Here is a 23,210-nt window from a genome sequence, read left to right as displayed (position 1 = left end):
TGGTACATTTCTATTCATCCGGATTGAATATTTTGTTCCGCTTTCCTTATCGATGAGACCATTATATTAAATCCATCCGGAAAAATACATGGAAAATCTTCGCTGTACCTGGAATATTTTCTCCAATCTTTCCCCCACACTTGTGAGAATTTTTCCCTTATTATATAATGTAGCCAATAAAACCAGAGGGGGGATTCCATGATAGAAAATCTGAAAAAAAAGGTGTTTCACTTATTTTTAGGAATCAGTCTGAAACGCAGGCTTTTTATTACATATCTGCTGCTCAGTTCTCTGATACTCATGCTTACTTCCGTGTTTTTTTATACTGCATCCAAAAAAGTACTGATCAAGCGTGCCGCACTTTCCAGTCAGCAGCAGCTATCCCTGATCACCAGCAACCTTGGAGAAAAGATCGATAATATATCAAACTATGCCATCACCCTTTCCATCAACAGCAATATCGCCGATGTTTTAAAAGAAAATCCCACAGTTCCCGAAAACACACTGGAACATTTTCTGGTAAATTCCGAGCTTACAGACCAGGCCCAGCGTATCATCGGACTTCACAAAAACATCTATGCCTGGGATATCCTGGATACAGAAAACCACTGGTTTCACAGCAGTACCACAGAAACAGATCAGCTTGATTCCATTTTAGGTCCCGAAGTCCTTGACAGCCTTCAGACTAATCTGGCCTTTCAGTTTCTCGGACCCTTCCAGATAAGTGGGGAGCCAACCTTTGTAGCCTTAAAAAGTATTACAAACATTGATAACACCAAATATCTGGGCGCCCTGGTCCTTCTGATCAGAGAAACAAATATTTCCTCTGCATTCCGCGACCTTCCGGACAGCTCTTCCAGGGATTTCTATATTACTGATGAAAATGGACAGATACTTTCCTCTTCTTCATCCGGAGGTATTTATAAAGACTTCTCATCCTATACAAAAATCAGTTCAGAGAATTATAAAACCCTGACAGAAACCGACAGGCAGTTTTTTTCCGTAGACGGCACTGACACTCTTTTTATCTGCAAATCCTATCCTGACCTAAACTGGAATGTGATCAACCTGATTCCTCTGGAAAGCCTGACTCTGGATCATATGGTGATCCTGCACAATATTCTTCTGATCAGCATTGTAGTGTTCATTTTATCTGTATTTTTTTCCATATTATGTACAGGTACTGTCACCGCACCTATACAGAGACTTGTAGAAAAAATGAAATCTGCGTCTGCCGGAAAGCTGAATATTTCTGCCAGTTACTCTTCAAATGATGAACTTGCAGTTCTCTATAACCAGTTTAACCTTATGATGCAGAAGATCCAGACATTACTTAACGATATCTATGAGGAACAAAATGCCAAACAGAAAATGGAAATACGTCTTTTACAGTCCCAGATCAATCCCCATTTTCTTTATAATACTTTAAACACCATCAAGTCTCTCATAGAAATTGATATGAATGATACCGCAGTAAAAGCAGTGTCTGCCATGTCATCTTTCTACAGAAACTCTCTTTCAAAGGGACAGTTTATCATTCCTCTGCGCCAGGAGCTGCTTCTTACAGAACAGTATCTTTATATCCAGAATCTGCGGTATATGGATTTTGTTGATTACGAGATCATCTATGAGCCGTCCTGGGAGGATCATGGGGCAGAGATACCCAAGCTGACCATACAGCCTGTTGTGGAAAATATTTTTGTCCACGGACTTACCAGCCAGATATGCCATATTCACTTAATTGTTTCTATCAAAAATGGTACCATCTGTATTTCTGTTTCTGATAATGGTTCCGGTATCCCGCCGGAAAAACTTGCCGAACTTAACCGTTCTATCAGAGACTTCAAAACTGCCCGACATTCTTTCGGGCTTCCAAGTATCAACCACAGGATTGCTCTTCTCTACGGTGAGAATTACGGACTTACCATCGAAAGTTCACCTGAAAAGGGAACCACTGTAACCATAGTAATACCTGACAAAAATCTGATCGAGGGGGAAATATAAAGTGAAAACACTTGTAATTATTGACGACGAAGTTTTTTTCAGAAAATCTCTGATCAATTTTCTTGAAAAACAAAACCTTTATAACATTGCAGGGGAAGCTAATAACGGACAGGCCGGAATCCGGCTTATTGAAAATGTTAAACCCGATATTGCCCTTGTGGATATATCCATGCCGGTTATGAGCGGTCTGGATATGATCGCAGCTCTTGGAACAGACTGTCATACCAGGTTCATCCTTTCCACAGGATACGAAGATTTTGACTATGCCAAAAAAGCCATCTCTCTTCAGGTCCGCGGATACCTCCTGAAGCCACTGGATCACCGGGAGCTTATGGAGACACTCCAGAAAGTAAGTGACGAGATCGATCAGGAAAATTCCAGAAACAGTTATGTGAATAATTATTTTCAGTTCCGCGATCTGTATACACGGCAAATGCAGCTTAATTTCTTCCAGAAGGTGATCAGCGGAACAACCATTTCCCCGGATGATCTGGAAAAAATTCCGATTCATAAAACTTCCGATTATCTTACCATTCTTATGGAGATCCACAATGCCAATCCGGAAATATGGGATGAAAAAGGTGATTTTTCTCTGCTCCACACCATCCTGGAAAATATATGCAGGGAAATCTTACAGCCTGTGTGCAAAGAGCTTATTTACATTGACTATTCTCAGATGAGACAGTATATCATCATGGAAAAAAGCTCTGATTTTTCTTTTACCGATCTGGAACAATCCTGTCTCAGACTTGCCGGGATATATGATAATATCGCACAGATTTCCACTTTTTTCTGCTGTGGAACACCTCATGAAGGCGTGGAAGGAATCCGCTATTCCTATGAAGAGGCTCTTTCTGTTTTTCATAACAGAACTGCGTCTTCTTCCGGATTTCTTTATTTCACGCCCCAGTCCCATTCCGGTGATTTTACATTAAAGCCTCTGGTTTATAATGATATCCTGATCTTTCTGCGCCAGCAAAATTCACCGGCTCTCTGTAAATATATTGATGAATATTTCAACGATATCATCACAAAAAAAATCCATATCCGGCAGACCTGGAGTGTAGCTGCTGCTTTTCTTACTGTACTTGACGGTTTTATCACGGAGTGCAGTCAGCGTGAAACGCTTTTTCCTCTTCTGGAAAACGCCCTGAATACTTACCAGAACTGCCAGAGTGCCCTGCAGTTAAAACAACTGCTCCAGTCTACCTGCAAGGCAGTTCTGGATTCTCTTGCTGATGAAAAAAATCCGCGGAAGTCAGCTCTTGTATCCCAGGTTCAGGAATATATCTGTCTGAATTTTAATCAGCCGGATCTTCGTCTTGAAACCATTGCTTCCCATTTTTTTGTCAATCCCCAGCATCTCTCTGCTGTATTCAGTCAGGAATCCGGAGTTACACTTACCTCATATATCAATGTCTGCCGCATGAAAAAAGCCAGACAGTTTCTTCTGGAAGACAGCCCTTCCATTCAAAATGTAGCTTCTTTATGCGGATTTTCTGATTCCGGATATTTCAGCAAATGTTTCCGGAAATATTACGGAATCTCTCCAAAAAACTTTGTATCCCTGACTGAAAAGAACAGTTATCCAGGTTCTATCGGCATATGATCTTCGCCTCATTAAAGCGTAACGTTTCACCGCTTCATCTTGTTAAAATTACATTTTACTCTAACATATGTTTTATGTAAAATGCAAGTTCTTTTTATTGTGCAATATCCCGGAATGTGTTAAGATAGAACTTGCGACTTTATACAAATAGCAGTTTACCATACTGCAATAATGAGGTGAATTATGAAAGAAAGAGAGAAACTCGGATCCCGTCTGGGATTCATCCTGATTTCTGCAGGCTGTGCCATCGGAATCGGAAACGTCTGGAAATTTCCTTACATGGCCGGACAGGGCGGTGGCGGCACATTCGTACTGTTTTACCTGATCTTCCTGGCCCTTCTTGGACTTCCTGTTATGACTATGGAGTTTTCTGTTGGACGTGCCAGCCAGAAGAGTCCTGTCAAAGCATATTACGCACTGGAAAAACCAGGACAGAAATGGCACATCCATGGATATATCACTCTGATCGGATGTTATCTCCTGATGATGTTTTACACCACTGTTACAGGCTGGATGCTGAATTACTTCTATATGACAGCCACCGGTAAATTCCAGGGACTTGATTCCGACGGTGTTGCAGGACAGTTTACCAACATGCTTGGCCAGCCCGTTACTATGGGATTCTGGATGATCGTTGTTGTTATTGCAGGTGTTTTTGTCTGCTCTCGCGGTCTTCAGAACGGACTTGAAAAAGTTACCAAGGTTATGATGATCTCTCTTCTGGTGATCATGGTTGTTCTTGCCATCAACAGTTTTACCATGGATGGTGCCAAAGAGGGACTGAAATTCTACCTGATCCCGGATTTCGAGCGTATGAAAGAGATCGGTATTATTTCTACCATTACCGGTGCTATGAACCAGGCATTCTTTACTCTCAGCCTTGGTATCGGTGCTATGGCTATCTTCGGAAGCTACATCGGAAAAGATCATGCACTGCTTGGTGAATCCATGAATATTGCGCTTCTGGATACTTTTGTTGCGATCACCTCCGGACTTATTATTTTCCCGGCATGTTTCACATTCAATGTTGACCAGACTTCCGGACCGAGCCTGATCTTCATCACACTGCCGAATATTTTCAACCACATTCCGCTTGGAAGACTGTGGGGAAGCCTGTTCTTCATCTTTATGTCATTTGCAGCTTTCTCTACCATCCTGGCTGTATTCGAAAATATTATTTCCTGCGGTATGGAGCTTACCGGCTGGAGCCGTAAGAAATCCAGTCTTATCAACGCGATCGCGATCATCCTTCTTTCTCTGCCATGCGTTCTTGGTTACAACGTATGGAGCTGGAGCGGATTCGAGGTATTCGGAGGTGCGGTTCTCGACTTCGAGGATTTCCTGGTAAGCAACCTTCTGCTTCCGCTTGGCTCTCTTGTATACCTGCTTTTCTGCGTTTCCAAACGTGGCTGGGGCTGGGAAAACTTCACAAAAGAAGCCAACACCGGAAAAGGCATGAAGATCCGGAAATGGATGCGCGGATACATCACTTATATCCTGCCGCTGATCATTCTGTTTATCTTCTTCTTTGGTCTGTACGATAAGTTTTTTGCATAAAATAAAACTTTAAATAAAACACCCCTGACGGATATCGTATGTGATTTACACACGCGATTTCCATCGGGGGTGTTTTTGTTGAGTCAGGCGGATATTCACAGCCTGCATTCTTCCCGATACAAGCAAGTCCCCTCACCGCGTATTGCTTTTCGTAATTGAAGCAGGGAACTCACTTGATTCAGTTAAGAATTTTACCTGCCCAGCAGCTCCAGTACTTCCTCCCTGCTGATCAAGGCCTGGCCGATTCCCTCGCCGCCTAAGATCTCGTCAGCCAGTTCCCGTTTTCTTTCCTGAAGGGCACGGATTCGTTCTTCTATGGTGTCTTTCATAAAGAGGCGGTAGACACTGACCACGTTCTGCTGACCGATGCGGTGGGCACGGTCTGTTGCCTGATTCTGCACGGCAAGATTCCACCAGGGATCATAATGGATCACAATATCAGCTGCCGTAAGATTCAGGCCTGTTCCTCCTGCTTTCAGAGAAATGCAGAAAACAGAAGTATCATCCTCATTAAATGCATGTACCATCTGCGCACGTTTTTCCTTGGAAGTAGCCCCCGTCAGCATATAAAAAGAAACCTTTGCTTTTTTCAGACGGACAGCCAGCACATCCAGCATGGTAGTAAACTGGGAAAACAACAAGAGCTTATGTCCGCCATTCACCGCATTCTGAACCAACTCCATGCACATCTCCAGCTTGGAAGAATTCCCTTTGTATCCTTCATATACCAGTCCCGGATAACAGCAGATCTGCCGCAGCCTCGTGATCTCTGCAAGGATCTGCAGTTTAGAAGTGCGAAACTCCGCATCCGACTGCATCCCAAGCATCAGGCGAAGCCGTTCCGTATGGGCCTCATACAGCTCCTTCTGCTCGCTTTCCAACGGGGAAAACATATCTTTTTCCAGCTTATCCGGAAGATCCTTCAGCACATCCCTCTTCAATCTCCGCAGCACAAAAGGACGGATCATTTTCTGCAGACGCTCCATCGCATCGGAATTGCTGTACTGCACAGCTGGAAGCTCTATTTCCTTGCGGAATTTCTCATAAGAATACAAAAATCCCGGCATCAGAAAATCAAAAATACTCCACAGCTCACTGAGCCTGTTCTCCACCGGTGTACCGGTCAGCGCAAGCCTGAATTCCGACCGGATCTCCTTCACAGCCTTTGCCACCTGAGTTCCGTGATTCTTGATATACTGCGCCTCATCAATGATCTGCACAGCAAAATCCAGGTTCTGATAAGCCTTCAGATCCCGTTTCAGAAGGTCATAGGAAGTGATCAGAACCTCCCGTTCTCCCGCATTTTTGATCAGTGCTTTCCTCTCCTTCACATCACCAGTCACAACGGTAGCCGGAAGTCCCGGCGCAAAACGTTCAATCTCGTTCATCCAGTTAAACACCAGCGAAGCAGGCGTTATCACAAGGGCACGTCTGTTTTCTCCCGGCGCAGATTCCTGAAATTCTGACCAGAGAAATGTGATCACCTGGAGGGTTTTTCCAAGTCCCATATCATCTGCCAGAATCCCTCCAAACTGATTATGCTTCAGAGTTTTGATCCAGTAAAAGCCCTCTTTCTGATAGCCCCGGAGGATTTTTTCCTGCTCCCTGGGAATCTGAAATTTATGTTCTTCCATTGTCTGCATGTTCCGGATCAACGCACGAAAGGCATTGTCCTTCTCTACCTTGATCAGATCGCCGCCCTTCAGCTGACTGTCCAGATACATAGCACGATAGGCCGGAACCTGAGTCTTTCCTTTTTTCAGTTCACGATCACTGATCTGCAGTCCATTTTTCAGAGCAGAAAGCTCCCTGAGCTGACCATCGGAAACATCCAGAAAGCTGCCATCCTTCAGGCGGAAATATTTTTTCCTGCGATCGTACCTGGAAAGAATATCAAAAAGCTGCGCCTGATCCATCCCCTCCACATCCAGATCCAGGTTCAGAAGTCCGGCTGACAGAGAAACACCAAGACGGATATTTGGCAGCTTTGTCACCCGCATCTGTTTGATCGCCTGGGAAATATAGACAGCTGCAACTTTCTGCATGGCGAGGATGCCTTCGGTAAGAAGCTGATAGAGTTTTTCTTCAGAATCTGTCGCACTTTCCCGTCCCTGAATATGCAGTACTGAATTAATATCTGCGCTGTTCATATCCACAGGTACCTCTTCTACAAACGGCTTCTCCGTCTTCCCGGCCCGGCAGTCCAGGGCCAGCTCCAGCCGCTGTGCGTCATACCCGTTAAAATACCTCGACAGCAGTGCAAACACCCTCATCTCTCCTGGAATATCCCTGGTGCGGGCAGACACATCTCGGTCAAAAACCGAAAATTTATCCTTCCCGTAAACAGAAAATGCCTTACAGGTGATCCAGTCACGCTCCGGCGCATCCAGATAGATCTCATATGCAGCCTTGTAGCATTCAAGACCTGTTTCTTCCGGGAAATCCCTGAGATCACAGTGGAAAAATTTTTTCAGGGAAGGAAGCAGCTCACGCACAAACGCAGGCACATCCGGTTCATCAATAAAGCCTCGGCCTGCAGGAAGCCGCTCCAGACAGGCAACAAATTCCTCCACTGCTCCAAGCTCCTGCCTGGAAACCAGATATACCTTCGCATTATCAAAATACATATGATACCGTATGCCTGTCACACTGTATACCGGCGCGATCTCAAGAGATAACCCCTGATCCTTCTTCCGGATCATCAGCGTCCTGTCCGGAATTTCTCTGACAGAATGCCATGTTGTCTCCGGATCATTGTTCATTTTGAACTTGAAACTTTTTTCGCCAAGTATAAGAAGCAGATCCTCAAGTTCTTTTCTGTCAACGGTAAGATCCCTCACCTTTTCCACAGCTATATTCTTCAGCTGTTCATATCTGGACATGTAAGTGCCGTGATGATTCTCGACCCATTCCCGGATAAAGGCCAGCACGCTTCTGGATCCTTCTGAAAAGGCTTCATCTGAATGGATAAATTCCAGATTTTTTCCATAAGAAACCTTCTCATTATGATCCAGATTCCACACAAAGGCCAACACATCCTTGAGGATATATTTTTTCTCACAGCCAACGCGGAATTCCACGGTAAAACAATTTCTCACAGAATTAAATTTCAGGCAGGTTTCCAGCTCCACCCTGCCAAAATACGGATCCCCGGAAAACGGAAGCATACGGCTGTATAGCTGGCGATTAAGGAGGCTTTTCAGCTCAACGGTGGTTTTCGTTGCAGGCTGCCCTGGTCCGGATAAAGCAGCCGGAAATGCTGTTCCGCTGAATAACTCTGCCTGCTTCTGTTCCTCATCCTGCTGTCTGCGGATTTCCACACGCTCATAGGCCTTACGGTCTCCATATTCCAGAAGCACTGCCACGCAATGCTTACAGATTCCGGAATAGCTGCGAAAGGCCGGGCAGTCACAGTATGCTTCTTTTATGCGGTCCGCTTCTGTATCATACTGAAAGCCTGTATTGTATACATTACGCCCACTTCCCTTCACTGCTGCAGATATTTTATCCACAGCTCCTTCCGACTTAATATCCAGCGACTGGATCCTCTTTCCGGTACGGTAAATATCAAGACCTCTCTGATATGCCGTTGTATTACAAAGTGCCCGTATGGCTGTTCGTTTAAGCATGCATCTTTCCCTTCTTTTCTTATCGCGTTTCTTCCATTATAAAAGGAGACCTGCACTGTGACAAGTCTCCTTATAGTACTCATTGATATCTCATTCCTGATCTGCCTATAGCATTTCCATAAAATCCCGCATCAGGTTCAGCTGCTCTGAAATGAATTGCTGCATCAGACGTTCCCGTCATACGTTGGTACAGATAACTTTCTCAGCAGGCTTTCCTTCTTGCTTCATCCTCTTTCCGCTCTTCTCCGACTTCTGTCATCAGATACGGATCAAGAACCTCTTCCAGCTCTTTCTCAGTCATGATCCCTTGTTCCAGAACAAGTTCCCGGACAGACTTGCCAGTTTTTACTGCAGTTTTTGCGATGGTTGCAGACGCCTTGTAGCCAATATGCGGGCAAAGAGCCGTTGCGATTCCTGCACTGCTTTCCATCAGGTCTTTGCAGTGTTTGCGGTTTGCGGTGATTCCTGTGATGCAGTTTACGATCAATGTATCCACTGCTTTTTCCAGAGTCGTAATGGATTCAAAAAGATTACAAAATACAACCGGCTCAAAAGCATTCAGCTCCAGCTGTCCGGCTTCTGCCGCCATGGTAATGGTGGTATCATGTCCTACGATGTGGAAAGCAACCTGGCTTACTACCTCCGGAATGACCGGATTTACCTTACCTGGCATGATGGAAGACCCATTCTGCTTTGCCGGAAGATTGATCTCACCAAATCCGGTTTTCGGGCCGGAAGACATCAGTCGAAGATCGTTGCACATCTTGGAAAGATCCACCGCACAGGTTTTTACTACACCGGATACGGCAACAAAGCCGTCCAGATTTTCTGTTGCGTCAAAAAGGTCCTCAGCCTGTTTCAGCGGATAACCTGTAAGCTTTTCCAGATTTGGCACGATCTTATAAAAATAAGAATCAGAAACATTGATAGCAGTTCCCACTGCAGTTCCTCCAAGGTTTACGGTATACATTTCCCTGTGAGCCTTTTCGATACGTTTCCGGTCTCTGGAAACCATAGACGCATAACCGTGGAACACCTGGCCAAGACGGATCGGAACTGCATCCTGAAGCTGTGTACGTCCCATAGTGATCACATCATCGAACTCCTCTGCCTTTTTTGCAAGCTCCTTCTCAAGTCTTATCAGTGCTTTTTCCAGAGGTGCAAGAAGATCCAGAACGGTAAGCTTACCGGCCGTCGGGATCACATCATTGGTGGACTGCGCCATGTTTACGTGATCATTTGGATGGACCATTTTATAGCTGCCCTTCGGACATCCGAGGATCTCACCGGCTCTGTTTGCGATCACCTCATTCATATTCATATTTGCGCTGGTTCCGGCACCACCCTGAATGGCATCTACGATAAATTCCTCAGCCAGTTTTCCTGCGATCACTTCATCACAGGCTCTGACGATGGCATCTGCCTTATCCTCCGGAAGAAGCCCTGCATTATTATTAGTGATAGCTGCTGCCTTTTTAATCTGTGCCAGATTCCTGATAAATACCGGATGAAGCTTTGTACCTGTAATAGGAAAATTCTGTTTTGCCCTTAAAGCCTGAACTCCGTAATAAGCCTCTGCAGGCACTTCCATAGTTCCGATTGAATCTGCTTCCAGTCTTGTTTCTGTTGTCATTTTGTCATCCCTCTTCTTTCTTCTGATCCTGTGCACATCTGATTTGCCCGTCCTCTGATCTCATTTTTTCAGTCCGACGGATATTCACTGTTTACAAATCATTCTGTTATTTTCATTTTTATCAGCAGCTGTTTTTCTGATGCCTAAGAAACTAACACTTTCTTTGTGGCTTGTAAATACTTTTAAGGGAAAACCATGATTATCCGTGTTTTTCAATAGTTTACATTAATCTTTTTAAGAATTTCTTTTATTTTTCTTATTTTTATTAAGTCGTTTCTTGTGTTGTGATAACACACGCAGTATAATCAATACAGAAAAACATATTTTCAATCCACTTCCCTACGCAGCTCTGTACCAGTTACAAATAACATTTTTCATCGAAAGGATACATTCTACATGGAACACAAACTCGACAACATCGACCGAAAGATCATCGAAATGCTTCAGAAGAACGCCCGCACTCCGGTAAAGGAAATCGCAAAGGAAGTCTTCCTCTCATCCCCCGCTGTCTCCGCCAGGATCGAACACCTCGAAAAAAACGGGCTGATCACAGGCTACCACGCCCAGATCAACCCAGTATTTCTCGGTTATCATATAAAAGCATTCATCAACCTGGAAGTAGAACCCAACCAAAAAAAAGACTTCTATCCCTTCATCCAGTCCATCCCAAACGTCATCGAATGCAACTGCGTCACCGGCGATTACTCCATGCTCATCGAAGTAGCCTTCCGCTCCACCATGGAACTGGACCACTTCATCAACGAACTCCAGCAGTTCGGCCGCACCAAAACACAGATCGTATTCTCCACCAGCGTAGAACACAGAGATCTGCCGGTGGAGTAACCCCCACCGGCATTTTTTATAAACCATATCACATTGCTCTACCAGCCGACAGCGAAGCGCCTCAGACAACCGGAAACTCAGCCTTTCCTCCCAGGCATCCAGCGCAGCGCTGATGCCTCATCGCATTCCCGGCAGACCACTCAACCCAACATTTACACCCAAACTCCCGAGCAGCCACCCTCCCCTGACGCCTTGAAAAACCAGCCCGTGAGGCGTGTGCTGCCTGTCGCCGGACTCTGCAGGAGGGGAGCTGATTCTTGGCTGGCGGAAATCTGCGTTGTTTTTCAAAAGTCCGCTGTCTGAGCGGCTGCAAGACGCGAGTTCGGACTTTTGGAAAACGGTTTTAGCAGAATTCCGGCAGCCTAGAAGCCAGCCCCCGACGAAGCCCCGGCGACAGGCAGCACACGCCTCACGGGCGTCCGTATTTCAACAAAAAAAGAACAGCAATGAACCTCAAATCCACCACTGCTCTTCACTCATGTCCTAAATCACTTTCCCATCAAAGCAACAATCTTCTCCTTCAGCTCCCGCGCATTCTTCTTAGGATCCTCCGCCTTCATGATCGCAGAAACAACCGCCATACCACTCATACCGGCGCCCTCAAGCACATCCATATTCCCGGCATTCAATCCCCCGATCGCAACCGCAGGAATCGGAACCGCCTCACAGATATCCTTCAACGTAGAAACCTTGGTAAGGATCGTCACCACCTTAGTAGTAGTAGGATAAATCGCCCCCACACCAAGATAATCCGCACCATCCTCATAAGCCTTCACAGCAGCCTCCACCGTCTTGGCAGTAGCCCCCACGATCTTATCCGGTCCCATCAGCTTCCTTGCCACAGCAACCGGAATATCAGAAGCTCCAACATGCACACCAGCCGCATCACAGGCCAGCGCCACATCCACACGATCATCAATGATCAGTGGCACATTGTAACGATCTGTGATCTCCTTCACCTTAAAAGCCTTATCCAGATACTCCCGTCCACCCTTATTCTTCTCGCGAAGCTGGACCAGAGTCACACCACCCTTACAAGCCTCCTCAACCGTACGAAGCAAAGACTCCTCCGTATGATAAGAACTATCCGTCACCAGATACAACGTTACATCCAAATCTTTTCTATCCATCCTAATCCCCTCTTTTTCAGTACATTTCAATCTTCAACAGATCCAGCAGCTGTCGATCCGAAAGCCCATAGATCTCATCCAGCAGATTTACCTGAAAGCTTCCCGGACCGCGGGAAATCTTCTCCGCTTCCTCGCCGGCGATACCCATAAGTGCAGTACCAAGCACTGCCGCAGCCAGATAATTCCCGGATCTCCCATTTAATTCCATCTCAACGCCAGACCAGACACCTGCCTCTATACTATCCGTCATCTCTTTCGCAATATTATCTTCGCACCCCGGCAAAAACGCCGCAGTCAGTGCACCGACCATACAGCCGGTTCCTGTGATCCCGGACAGCGCCGCACTGCCATTTTGTACCAGAACAACCCGTTCACCATCCGTAACAAAATCCTGTTTCCCGGTAGCCAGCACGATTGCCTGATTATTTCTGGAAAAAGCCTGAAGCACTTCACTGACTCCATCGATATTTTCCTCAGTCAGAGCATCCTCGACACCCGCATCGATTCCGATCGCATGAGACGGCAGCCCGGAAACAGCCAGAAGCTCTGACATATTTCCCTTCAGCACTGCCGGATGACCGATCCTTAAAAGCTCCCGTGCCAGATCCAGCCTGAGATCACTGCAGGCAACCCCTACCAGGTCCAGAAGAACCGGAATCTTATTTTCCATCGCTGTTCTCATAGAACGCTTCATTGACTCGATCCTGGCATCGGTAATATTCCCGAGATTCAGCATCAGCGCACCAGCCGATGCCGTAATATCTGTCACCTCTGCCGGATGCTCCGCCATGATCGGCCTTGCACCTACTGCAAGGACCACGTTGGCACAGTCATGGATCGAGATCGGATTGGTGATGCAATGGATCAGCGGCTTTTCTTCTTTAATTCGCTTTCGCAGTTGTAAAATTCTTTGTCTCATATGTTTTTGAACCCAAAGCTGCCTGGAATTTCACCAGAAGACCTGCTTTACTCAGAGCCTTCAGGAAAATATAGGCAACACATCCTCCCATTGTGGTTGCTGCAAGGAACATCGGCGTATAATAAAATGCTGTCAGTCCGCCTCTTCCCATCAGGAATGCCATCACCGGATAAGAAACCATGGATCCGATGATACCCGTTCCAAAGATCTCACCGATCACCGCGCAGATGATCTTGCCTTTGGAAAGTCTGTAGAACACACCTGAAAGGAATGCGCCAAATACTGCACCGGTCAGTGCAAGTGGCGGGATTCCCATGAACATCATACGGATCACGCCGATCATGGTCGCACAGAGAAGGGAATACCACGGTCCCATCAGAACCGAGCATACGATATTGACAAGATGCGCCGTGGGGCACATTCCCTCAATCCTCAGGATCGGTGAAATAACGACACCGATCGCAACCATCATTGCCAGCATTACCATACGAAGCGTGTGCATCCTTTGTTTTTCCATAGTGTTTTTCCTCCCTGAAATATCAGGCAGAACCCTGTCAGATCCGGGCAAAAGCTTCCCGTCTGCTGCAGTCTGCCCTTAGATTTTGGCGGTCGAAGTTCCCTTACTTCCTCTCACTCCGAAAACACGGATTCCCATCGCTTACATGATCCTTCCGGAAAAATCCTCCGGAATATCACTCTCCTGCCAGACATTAAGGCGCTCCCCTTCCTGCCCGCTCTTTCGCAGAAGCTCCACATGCAGTCTCTGTCACTTTCACATCCCCCCATTGTCAGACCATTCCAGTTCCATTCCTGCATCCGAAAAGAGCGCATCCCATGGCAAACTCCACGGAGACACGCTCTCAGATCACAATCCCTCCGTTGGCATTACCCAAATCAGGTACGGTCGAAGATCTATCTTCCTCTCAGCCTGTCACACAAGCTCCCGCTGGCTCTTTTCTTTTCTGTTTTTCAATATAGCACACACCTATCCCGTTGTCAAACCTCCACTGCTTATTGCTCTTTGCACTCCCGCCGGAGACGTTACTGTTCACTCCGTTCTCAGCAACACGCTTCGCGATGCACAGAATTTATGCTAATCGCATAAATTCGCGCGGTATGTCTCGGGTTTTCTGTGACCTTCGCTCACAAAAAACACCTCGCGGAATATTACCAGTAAACAGTAACCCGGAAACTTTCCTAATTCAGTTAAACAATTATTTTGGCATAAAAAACTCCCTGCTTCACTACTTTTCATAGTAAAACAGGAAGTATATAAATCTTATTTTGAAATCTCGTCGATCAGACGCAGCTCCTCAGCTGTAAACGGTGCACAGTGGATCGCTTTCACATTATCAAGGATCTGCTGCGGCTTGGAAGCTCCGATCAGAACACTGGTAACTTCCTTATGCTGAAGCAGCCAGCCAAGTGCCATATCAGCCAGCTTCTCTCCACGCTGGGCTGCCAGATCGTTCAGTCTCCGAATCTGATCCAGACGCTCCGGCGTCAGCACACTTTCCTTAAGGAATCTTCCATCTTTGCGGATACGGCTGTCCTCCGGGATCCCGTTCAGGTAACGGTCTGTCAGCTGTCCCTGAGCAAGAGGGCTAAAGGTGATCAGACCTTTTTTCAAAATGCCGGTGGTTCTCTTGAGACCGTTTTCTTCCACTGTTCTGTCAAAAATGGAATACCGGTTCTGGTTGATCACAAAGGGACATTTCAGATCCTTCAGGATCGCTGCCGCCTGGCTTAAGGTTTTTCCATCATAATTGGAAAGTCCCACATAAAGGGCCTTGCCCTGCTGAACCGCTGTTGCCAGCGCCCCCATAGTCTCCTCAAGCGGAGTCTCCGGGTCCATTCTGTGATGGTAAAAAATATCCACATATTCCAGACCCATGCGCTTCAGGCTCTGGTCAAGGCTTGCCAGAAGATACTTGCGGCTGCCCCAGTTTCCATAAGGGCCCTCCCACATATCATAGCCTGCCTTTGTTGTGATGATCAGCTCATCACGGTATGGCATCAGTTCTTCTTTCAGGATCTTGCCGAAATTCCGTTCCGCACTTCCATAGGCAGGTCCGTAATTATTGGCAAGGTCAAACTGTGTGATACCATTGTCAAAAGCTGTGAAACACAGCTGCTTCATGTTTTCATAATCAGAAGTATCTCCGAAATTATGCCATAATCCAAGAGACACCTTCGGAAGCATCAGGCCGCTTTCACCGCAGCGGTTGTACTCCATAGTTTCGTAGCGTTCCTTTGCAGGTGTGTACATAAAAAAGACCTCCCATAATGTAGCATGATTTACATTTTCTGTAACTACTTTTACTATACTTCACCGGCCCTTATTTCGCAAAACGGATCATATTCCAGCTGTGTTTTGTAAATACTGCCTCCAGTTTTCCGCCGTCCAGCTTTGAGCACTCTGCACTGGCTTTTACAGGAACTACATTCTCGGGCTGCGCCTCTGTATTGACTGCCTGAAGATTATCGTTACTCAGCACGATATGCTCTACGATCTTATATCCCTCAAACTGTCTTAAGTCACAGGAAATTTCCATATCCTCATCCAGGCTCTTGTTCACTGCAAAAATCGTCAGCGTATCCTTTTCCTCATCCCAGACACATACAGAATCCAGATATGGAGCTTCGCCATAAGTCTTGCTCTCATATACCGGTGTGAGAACCTGTGTATTGAGGACGGTTCCTCTTCCAAACACGCTGGTCAGCATATATGGATAAAAGATCGTCTGGCGCCATGCACCGGTGTCGGAGGTCATGATCGGCGCAATAACATTTACCAGCTGTGCCATGCAGGCGATCTTTACACGATCTGCATGACGGAGAAGTGTGATCAGCATACTTCCCACAAGAAGTGCATCCTCAAAGTTATAAACATCCTCCAGCTGATGGGGCGCCTGTACCCATTTTTCCAGCTTCTTGTCCTGCTCATTGCTGTGGTACCATACGTTCCACTCGTCAAAGGAAAGGTTGATCTGTTTTTTGCCATGTTTCTTTGCTTTTACGGCGTCACAGATGGAAACCACACCGGAGATAAAATCATCCATACCTTTGGAGCATGCCAGGAAATCTGCGCTGTCCCCGTCCCGATTTCCGTAGTACTGGTGAAGTGAAAGATAATCCACCTGATCGTAAGCCTCGTCAAGAACCGTATACTCCCATGAGCCAAAGGTAGGCATTTCCAGATTGGAGCTTCCGCATGCAACAGTCTCAACCTCCGGATCCATAAATTTCATCAGGCGGGCAGTCTCTGCTGCAACTCTTCCGTACTCTGACGCAGTTTTATGTCCCATCTGCCACGGACCATCCATCTCGTTTCCGAGACACCATAATTTGATATCATGCGGCTGTTCATAGCCGTGAGCCTTACGGAGATCACTGTAATAGGTACCACCCTTAAAGTTACAGTATTCCAGAAGATTTTTCGCATCCTCCGGTCCTCTTGTTCCCAGGTTTACTGCCATCATCACATCGCTGCCGGCTTTTCTGGACCAGTCCATAAACTCATTGAGACCAAACTGATTGGTCTCGATCACACCCCAGGCCAGCTCCGTTCTGGACGGACGCTGAGCTTTCGGCCCGACACTATCCTCCCAGCGGAATCCGGATACAAAATTTCCGCCCGGATAACGAACGATCGGTACCTGAATCTCTTTTACCAGCTCCAGAGTATCCTTCCGGAAGCCCTGCTCATCAGAAAGGGGACTGCCTTCCTGATAAATGCCCTCATAAACCGCACGTCCGAGATGTTCTATAAAGGAACCATAGATCCTTTTGTCTGTTTTTCCGGTGAGGAAATATTTGTCCACGATGATCTGCGCTTTTTTCATTGTAAAAATCCTCCTGTAAATTATTATTTTCTGCTGCTACCGCATTTAGCTCTGTTTCCGATTCCGCCGTATACCGGCTCTTACGCCTCTGTTTGCTCACACCCTCCCAGGCAGACCGGAAATCAACCGTTTCTATGTTTCATTTTACCATCCTGTTCTATCCATACCAGTGATTATCTTCCGAAACAGTTGACTTTTTTTCCGGTAAGATTTATCGTAAAGACAGTCTTACAAGATGGACGTCCCTCTGTCACTTTACTCTATACTTCCAGGCAGAAAGTTCTTTACAATGCCACAGTCGGATTGTCTGATCTACGTAATGAAAGGAGCCCGGCATTTCCATGGATTTTACCTTAAATTTCTGCGAATACAACCGTTCCAACTCCGATTATGACAGGATTTTCCGTCCGGAGGGAAGCGGTGATTATCTTTTTCTTTTATTTAAAACACCAATGAAGGTTTATCTGGGCAGTCAGCTTACCGTTACCCGGGAAAATGCCTGTATCTTTTATACCCCAGGAAATCCCCAGCATTATCAGGCTGTGCGAAAATTCCGGAACAGTTATGTCCATTTTTCCTGCGGAGAAAATCTGGCAAAACGGTTCGGACTTCCCTGCAACGAGATTTTTTACCCTAATGACTGCCAGGAGATCGATCGCTGTATCCGGAAACTGCAGCATGAATATCTGGCCAGAGAAGCTTTTTCCCGGGATTATGAATATGCTCTGCTCTGCCAGCTGATGATCACTGCCACACGGGAACTCCGTAGTACAGATGCCGGCAGTTCTTCCGACTCGGAGCTATACAGCCTGTTCCAGAAGATCCGCCTGGAAATGCTCACCAATTACGAAAAGCCATGGACAACAGAAAAGCTCTGCGCCATGGCTAATCTCGAAAAAAGTCAGTTTTATTCCTGTTACCGGAATTTTTTTGACAGCACCCCTCATGCTGACCTGAATCTGCTCCGTCTGGAAAAAGCCAAAAATCTGCTCACCAACGAAGCTCTGCCTGTTCAACAGGTGGCTCTACTGTGCGGATTTTCAAATCTCTCCCACTTCAGCCGGTACTTCCGAAAGAACTGTGGCTGTTCGCCCAGTGAGTGGGCACGCCGCCCTTGACCAAAAGGATATTCACACTCTGCATTCACTGCGCAGGCAATTTGTCTGATCTGATCACCGTGCCGCATTACACTTCTCATAAGCAAACAGTGCCGCACCAAGCGCACCACAAAGCTGTGCCTCATCACAGATATAAAGCTTCGCTCCCAGCTTCTCCTCCAATGCCTGGATGATACCTTTATTTCTGGCAACACCACCGGTCATCATGTATTCTCCCGGATTCTTTTTGCCAAGGCGGGCTGCAAGAGCTCCTACCTTGGAAGCAACAGATACATTCAGACCATGGATGATATCTGCCACGTCCTTATTCTGGGCAACCAGGGAAACTACCTCGGACTCTGCAAATACAGTACACATGCTTGAGATCACTACGTTCTCTTTCCACTCCAGGCCACGGGTACTCATCTCCTCCAGGGAAAGTCCAAGAGTACGGGCCATCATTTCCAGGAATCGTCCGGTTCCTGCTGCACATTTATCGTTCATCAGGAAATTTTTTACCGCACCGTTCTCGTCAATGCTGATCGCCTTGATATCCTGACCGCCGATGTCGATAACTGTACGCACATTCGGATTCAGATAATGGGCTCCCTTTGCGTGACAGGTAATCTCTGTGATACTGTCATCACCACTGTCAATATAGGCACGTCCATATCCGGTAGTAACGATACGCACGATATCTTCTTTCCTGATCCCTGCTTTTTCCACGGCCATCTCCAGGCTCTTCTCTGCACTCATCATAGCGCCGCCGCCTGTGGGAATGATCATGGTCGATTTAATTTTTCCGTCTTTATCCAGGATCACAACATCCGTACTTGTGGAACCGCTGTCGATCCCTGCCACATAATAAACTCCTGATTCCATTTTTTTCCTTATCTCCTCGCTGATTCCTTTTGATGGGTCCATATCCTCAGAGCCTTCCAGGGTCTCCGCAAAAGCCTGCACTCTGGTAAGGAGCTGTCCTGCACTCTGGCTTGTAAAATCTGTCTCGATCTTCAGAAGCGGAACCTTGATATCACGCTTGATGCTTGCATACTCAAATCCATAATAGTCGCAGAATTTAATAGTATGATAAATGATTCCCTTCAGGTTCGGATCCAGATACAGCCGGTTTCTTCGGGTGCTGTTGTTCATACGGAAGCAGGGCATCTGGGAAAGAAGTGCATCCGCATAAGCCAGGAACATGGCATCGTCTTCCATTTTTTCCAGCTCCTCACGGATCACTGCAAGACGTCTTCCACCTGTACAGGTCAGGTTTTCCACATCCATGCGGATATTATCCCGGATCATTTTTTCCAGGATGCCGCTGACACGGACACCCAGAACACCGATATACGGCTGGTTATCCACAGGCTCATGGGAAAAAGCGTTCAGAAATCCACTTCTGTCGAAGGTTTTCCCCGAAAATTTCTCATAAGCTTTCTTCAGACGGTGGATGCCCTGGGCAAGCTTCACCTTTTCACAGTCGTTATCCTCATGAGGCATGTCCAGCATGTACAGAAATTTACATTTACCGGTACTTTCCACAATGTCGTACACACGGCGCATGGAATCACAGCAGTTAACAAGAACAAGCTGCTCCACCTTTCCCTCCAGCACTGCCTGGATCACAGATTTTCCGAAGCCGCAGAGATTGGCATGGGCAATCTGGTCCGAAAGTTCAAAATTCTCCGGCATTTCCTCAAGAACCGCACATTCCTCGCCAAAGCCCTTAAAAAGCTCCAGCGGTGTATATTTACAGACGTAATGTATCATGATCTCTTTCCCTCCTTACCTTCTGACAGCATTTCCAGATATGCCTGAAGTCGTGTGGATACCTGGCCGTCACTGGAATTGGCCGGGTTGCAGCCGTCACCGTCCAGGACCATGGTTGGAAGTCCTGCATTTTCCAGAGAATTTTTGATCAGGCTGGAAGCTCCGATGGTTCCCTTGCAGCCCCAATGTGCAAAAAGGATCCCGCCGTCTGCCTCTGTAAGGTCCGCCAGCTCCTGGGCGCGCCGGATTCTCTGCTTCACACTTCCGTTGTAAATGCAGTTGACCATTTTTTCCGCAAGGGCCTCATAAGGATCCGAGGCCTGCATCCGCTGAAAGCCGTCTGCGACAAAATCACAGGCACTGATGTGCACGTTCCGGCTGTAATTAAATACATCCTTTACCGGCTCCTGCAAAAACGGCATCATATGCATCCACAAAATATGAAGCCCTTCCCCCTTTGGCGCCTTCTTCACATCCTCAAGAAGCATTTTTGTGTATTTCAGGGATTCCTCTGAGCCAGCCAGAAGATGGCACATAAAGATCGCATACAGCTCATTTGTCAGGGAAGTCACCGGATCGTGATCCTTTCTGAGTGCAAGCTGGCGGCTGTAATAGGAGGCCGCTTCATTGCTGTTGGCAACTGCACGCTGTACCGACTGCTCGGAGATTTTTTTCCCGCCTATATCCTCCAGGAATTTCTTCATCTCGCGGAGCTGATCTGCAACATAGCTGATGGAATCCTGATTTTTTTCATAGGGTACGTCAATATAAAAGCCCGGGATCTGATATTTCTGCTTCAGATAAGGAAACGTCATCATGTTTCCATCGCAGGCAAGGTTTGTGTAGATGGTACATTTGGGCTTCGGTACCAGTCCTGTCATGGACGCTCCCAGAAAAACTCTGTGATAGGAGCACATGGTTTCCGGAAAGCCCTCTGATTCCGTCTGTGCCAGAAATGCCTGCTCGCACCTGGTTCCGGCGATGAAGCAGGACATTGCCTCCACGGAATACGGAGTGATCCCTGCTGCTGTCAGAAGTTCTCCCGGTACAAAAATACTCACAAGAGCAGTATCGTCCGGTTTTGCAAGGGCTTTGATAATATTCTGCATAACTACACGGGCTACATACTGTCCCGAAGCCGGAAGCTTCCTGTCAGGAAAAAGCTGCAGACGTTTTTCCTGAAGCCGGTAGCCAGTGAGAAGAAGTTTTCGTGCTTTTTCCGGGTCCCTGATGGATTCCTCTCCCACCATATCCCCAAATTTCTTTATAATATCCAATCTGTCACACCCTCCATCAAGTCAAAAAATCTATTATAAGTCTGTCAGACGCTTACCCGAAATTTTGTCTCAGACAAAATCCTGTAGCATTATCATCGTCTGGATGGTATAAAGATTCTACCTGTCAGACCAATATTTTTATTATAAAGATATTTTTTTCAAATGTAAACACGCCAATTTTTACAAATTTGAAGCCTTTTGCACATATCAAAACATCAAAATGCAGATTTTCCCCAAAACTATCATTCCTTTTCGTGGAAAACCTGCATTTGTCTTATCACCTTATTTTCTGCTCTATTTTTTCCATTACTCTATGTCACATCTGATGACGTACCACCTTATATTCATCTCCGGAACGATAATACGGACATTCCTTGTAATCACTGCTCACAAAACGATAATATTCATCCTCATCCAGATTGACATCACAGTAATATTCATCACACTCTTCATCATATGTATAGTTTGCACAGTATTCGCAGCTGGTTCCCTTCATGTTTGTTTCTCCTCTCTTTGCAGAAAAGTATTTCTCCCTGCTGTTCTCATGATTATATAATAAAAAAAGGAAGAATTCCATTACTGAAATCCTCCCTTTTTTTATATATCAGAACATTCCGTTCGCAGTCTTATATTTGTAAAGCATCTCCGCATGATTCTGCTCTTCCACCTGGATATCTGCCAGAAGCTTCCTCACACCACTGTCTTCAAAAGCAAAAACCTCCGAGTTGTATTCTCCGGAAATCAGCTTTTCTGTTCCGATACAGTCTGTTGCAAGAAAAGCATCGTGTTCTTTATCCTCTGAGGACATCACAGATGTGTAAGTAGCCTTTGGCTGGTAATCACGGCCGTCACTGTCATTACAGTTTACCTGTGGAACTGTGCCGGAAAGCACCTGGCTCAGGGAATCGTAATGCTCCTGCTCTTTTTTCTGAAGAGTCTGAAATAAGCTTTTAAGCTCCGGATCCCTGGCCTGCTGTGCGTATTTTCCGTATTTTTCAATGCAGCTTTTTTCCTGTGTCTGAAGATCCTGGATCACTGTGCGTTCTTTTTCCTTTAATATCATTATGATCATCCTTTCTTTTGATAATAATGATAGTATGGTTTGGAAACGCGATTTTATTCATATTTTACGCAGTCAGGATCTCCATCAGTGCTCCGTAAAGGTCCTTTTCCAGTTCCATAGACTGAAGCTCCGACAGAAGAACCGGCAGCTTCTTTCCGGCTGTGATCAGCTGATATAATCTGTCCTTCAGCACAAAACCAATCTCTGCCTGGTTCAGGAAATCAAAGATACGTTTCTCTATACGATTATCCGCTACATCTCCTGCGAGAATGATCTGCACCTCTGCTGCTGTATCTGCTGCCACTTCCACACAGATCTTCTGAAGCTTCTCCTCATATTTTACAGCAGCCTCAGTCTCTGCTCCGTTAACCAGAACCTTCACAGTATCTGTGCCTGTTTTCGCAAAATTACAGAACTCCACGGTATAAGTTCTCTTTGCCGGGATCAGCTCTGTTTTTCCCTGTGCGGGATGAATGGTAAACACTCCCTGATCCTTTTCCTTATAATCCATTTCCGTAAATACACAGGCACCATTTTCGTAAGCACAGGTTTCGTTGTCATCCTCATACAATCTGAAGCTTCCGTCAGCACCCGGGAATACCCGGATATTCAGGCTTTCCGGATTCTTTTCCGCCTCTGTTCCACGGATCTCATCGGTCATCACCAGAATACCGCCTGCTTTTGCAAGAACCGGGATACTGTCCAGAGTACGGTACATATCCACCATTCGTCCACCCTCATAGCGCAGACCTGTTTGACACTCCCCACAGCTAAAGCAGGGGGATTCTTGCTTCTCCCACTACTGCATTGGCAAACACCTTACGGTACTGC

The 23,210-nt window shown here is 46.3% G+C and carries 17 protein-coding genes and 1 riboswitch; of the genes, 5 read left to right on the top strand and 12 right to left on the bottom strand.

Annotated elements, in window-relative coordinates; genetic code table 11:
* Nucleotides 1-198: 198 nt before the first annotated feature.
* The 3 genes from LKD46_RS14040 (at nucleotide 199) to LKD46_RS14030 (ending at nucleotide 5,170) form a co-directional block, all read left to right on the top strand.
* The gene (locus LKD46_RS14040; protein WP_227574269.1) at nucleotides 199-2,004 is read left to right on the top strand and encodes a sensor histidine kinase; all 1,806 of its coding nucleotides are present in this window, start codon (nucleotides 199-201) and stop codon (nucleotides 2,002-2,004) included.
* A gap of 1 nt (nucleotide 2,005) precedes the next feature.
* A complete protein-coding gene (locus LKD46_RS16695; protein WP_021652212.1) occupies nucleotides 2,006-3,613 on the top strand; it encodes a response regulator transcription factor in 1,608 nt (535 codons plus the stop codon).
* Nucleotides 3,614-3,796: 183 nt separating this feature from the next.
* Nucleotides 3,797-5,170, top strand: a complete 1,374-nt coding sequence (locus LKD46_RS14030; RefSeq protein WP_227574268.1) for a sodium-dependent transporter — start codon at nucleotides 3,797-3,799, stop codon at nucleotides 5,168-5,170.
* Nucleotides 5,171-5,361: 191 nt separating this feature from the next.
* On the opposite strand, the gene LKD46_RS14025 is transcribed toward LKD46_RS14030, so the two are convergent.
* Nucleotides 5,362-8,799 carry an SNF2-related protein gene (locus LKD46_RS14025; protein ID WP_227574267.1) on the bottom strand — a complete coding sequence of 1,146 codons (3,438 nt, stop codon included), beginning with the start codon at nucleotides 8,797-8,799 and terminating at the stop codon, nucleotides 5,362-5,364.
* A gap of 202 nt (nucleotides 8,800-9,001) precedes the next feature.
* Nucleotides 9,002-10,432: an aspartate ammonia-lyase gene (locus tag LKD46_RS14020; protein ID WP_227574266.1), complete on the bottom strand. Its 1,431-nt coding sequence runs from the start codon at nucleotides 10,430-10,432 to the stop codon at nucleotides 9,002-9,004.
* 396 nt (nucleotides 10,433-10,828) lie between these two features.
* Here LKD46_RS14020 and LKD46_RS14015 point away from each other — a divergent pair, with 396 nt between their 5' ends.
* Nucleotides 10,829-11,275 carry an Lrp/AsnC family transcriptional regulator gene (locus tag LKD46_RS14015; protein ID WP_021652217.1) on the top strand — a complete coding sequence of 149 codons (447 nt, stop codon included), beginning with the start codon at nucleotides 10,829-10,831 and terminating at the stop codon, nucleotides 11,273-11,275.
* A 488-nt stretch (nucleotides 11,276-11,763) separates the two neighbouring features.
* Here LKD46_RS14015 and thiE read toward each other — a convergent pair whose 3' ends face one another.
* The 5 genes from thiE to arfA form a co-directional block, all read right to left on the bottom strand.
* Complete coding sequence (gene thiE / locus LKD46_RS14010) at nucleotides 11,764-12,405, bottom strand: thiamine phosphate synthase (protein ID WP_015526321.1); 642 nt, start codon at nucleotides 12,403-12,405, stop codon at nucleotides 11,764-11,766.
* 16 nt (nucleotides 12,406-12,421) lie between these two features.
* The gene (locus tag LKD46_RS14005) at nucleotides 12,422-13,324 is read right to left on the bottom strand and encodes a hydroxyethylthiazole kinase (protein WP_227574265.1); all 903 of its coding nucleotides are present in this window, start codon (nucleotides 13,322-13,324) and stop codon (nucleotides 12,422-12,424) included.
* Nucleotides 13,287-13,841 (bottom strand): energy coupling factor transporter S component ThiW, encoded by a 555-nt coding sequence (thiW, locus tag LKD46_RS14000; protein ID WP_015526323.1) that lies wholly within the window; start codon nucleotides 13,839-13,841, stop codon nucleotides 13,287-13,289. Before thiW ends, LKD46_RS14005 begins: the two co-directional genes overlap by 38 nt.
* Before the next feature lie 337 nt (nucleotides 13,842-14,178).
* Nucleotides 14,179-14,281, bottom strand: a riboswitch (TPP riboswitch).
* 322 nt (nucleotides 14,282-14,603) lie between these two features.
* The gene (locus LKD46_RS13995; RefSeq protein WP_059086650.1) at nucleotides 14,604-15,593 is read right to left on the bottom strand and encodes an aldo/keto reductase; all 990 of its coding nucleotides are present in this window, start codon (nucleotides 15,591-15,593) and stop codon (nucleotides 14,604-14,606) included.
* A gap of 70 nt (nucleotides 15,594-15,663) precedes the next feature.
* Complete coding sequence (gene arfA / locus LKD46_RS13990; protein ID WP_227574264.1) at nucleotides 15,664-17,169, bottom strand: arabinosylfuranosidase ArfA; 1,506 nt, start codon at nucleotides 17,167-17,169, stop codon at nucleotides 15,664-15,666.
* A gap of 341 nt (nucleotides 17,170-17,510) precedes the next feature.
* Between arfA and LKD46_RS13985 the strand changes: the two genes are divergently transcribed.
* Nucleotides 17,511-18,287: a helix-turn-helix domain-containing protein gene (locus LKD46_RS13985; protein WP_227574263.1), complete on the top strand. Its 777-nt coding sequence runs from the start codon at nucleotides 17,511-17,513 to the stop codon at nucleotides 18,285-18,287.
* Nucleotides 18,288-18,341: 54 nt separating this feature from the next.
* Here the strand turns inward: LKD46_RS13985 and LKD46_RS13980 are convergent, their stop codons facing one another.
* The 5 genes from LKD46_RS13980 to LKD46_RS13960 all read right to left on the bottom strand — a co-directional run bounded on the left by LKD46_RS13980 (nucleotide 18,342) and on the right by LKD46_RS13960 (nucleotide 23,106).
* Complete coding sequence (locus LKD46_RS13980; RefSeq protein WP_021652226.1) at nucleotides 18,342-20,039, bottom strand: acyl-CoA dehydratase activase; 1,698 nt, start codon at nucleotides 20,037-20,039, stop codon at nucleotides 18,342-18,344.
* Nucleotides 20,036-21,316: a 2-hydroxyacyl-CoA dehydratase subunit D gene (locus LKD46_RS13975; protein ID WP_227574262.1), complete on the bottom strand. Its 1,281-nt coding sequence runs from the start codon at nucleotides 21,314-21,316 to the stop codon at nucleotides 20,036-20,038. Before LKD46_RS13975 ends, LKD46_RS13980 begins: the two co-directional genes overlap by 4 nt.
* 316 nt (nucleotides 21,317-21,632) lie before the next feature.
* On the bottom strand, nucleotides 21,633-21,812 hold the full coding sequence (locus LKD46_RS13970) for a DUF6472 family protein (protein WP_015526328.1): 180 nt from the start codon (nucleotides 21,810-21,812) through the stop codon (nucleotides 21,633-21,635).
* A 108-nt stretch (nucleotides 21,813-21,920) separates the two neighbouring features.
* Nucleotides 21,921-22,379, bottom strand: coding sequence for a ferritin-like domain-containing protein (locus LKD46_RS13965; protein WP_195456144.1), 459 nt, complete (start codon nucleotides 22,377-22,379; stop codon nucleotides 21,921-21,923).
* 64 nt (nucleotides 22,380-22,443) lie between these two features.
* Nucleotides 22,444-23,106, bottom strand: a complete 663-nt coding sequence (locus LKD46_RS13960) for a DUF5110 domain-containing protein (RefSeq protein ID WP_227574261.1) — start codon at nucleotides 23,104-23,106, stop codon at nucleotides 22,444-22,446.
* Nucleotides 23,107-23,210 lie beyond the last annotated feature (104 nt).

This window comes from Blautia fusiformis (assembly GCF_020686995.1).
GTDB lineage: Bacteria > Bacillota > Clostridia > Lachnospirales > Lachnospiraceae > Blautia_A > Blautia_A fusiformis.
Note: the sequence above shows the minus strand (reverse complement) of the source record. Positions and strands in the feature narration are given on the sequence as shown.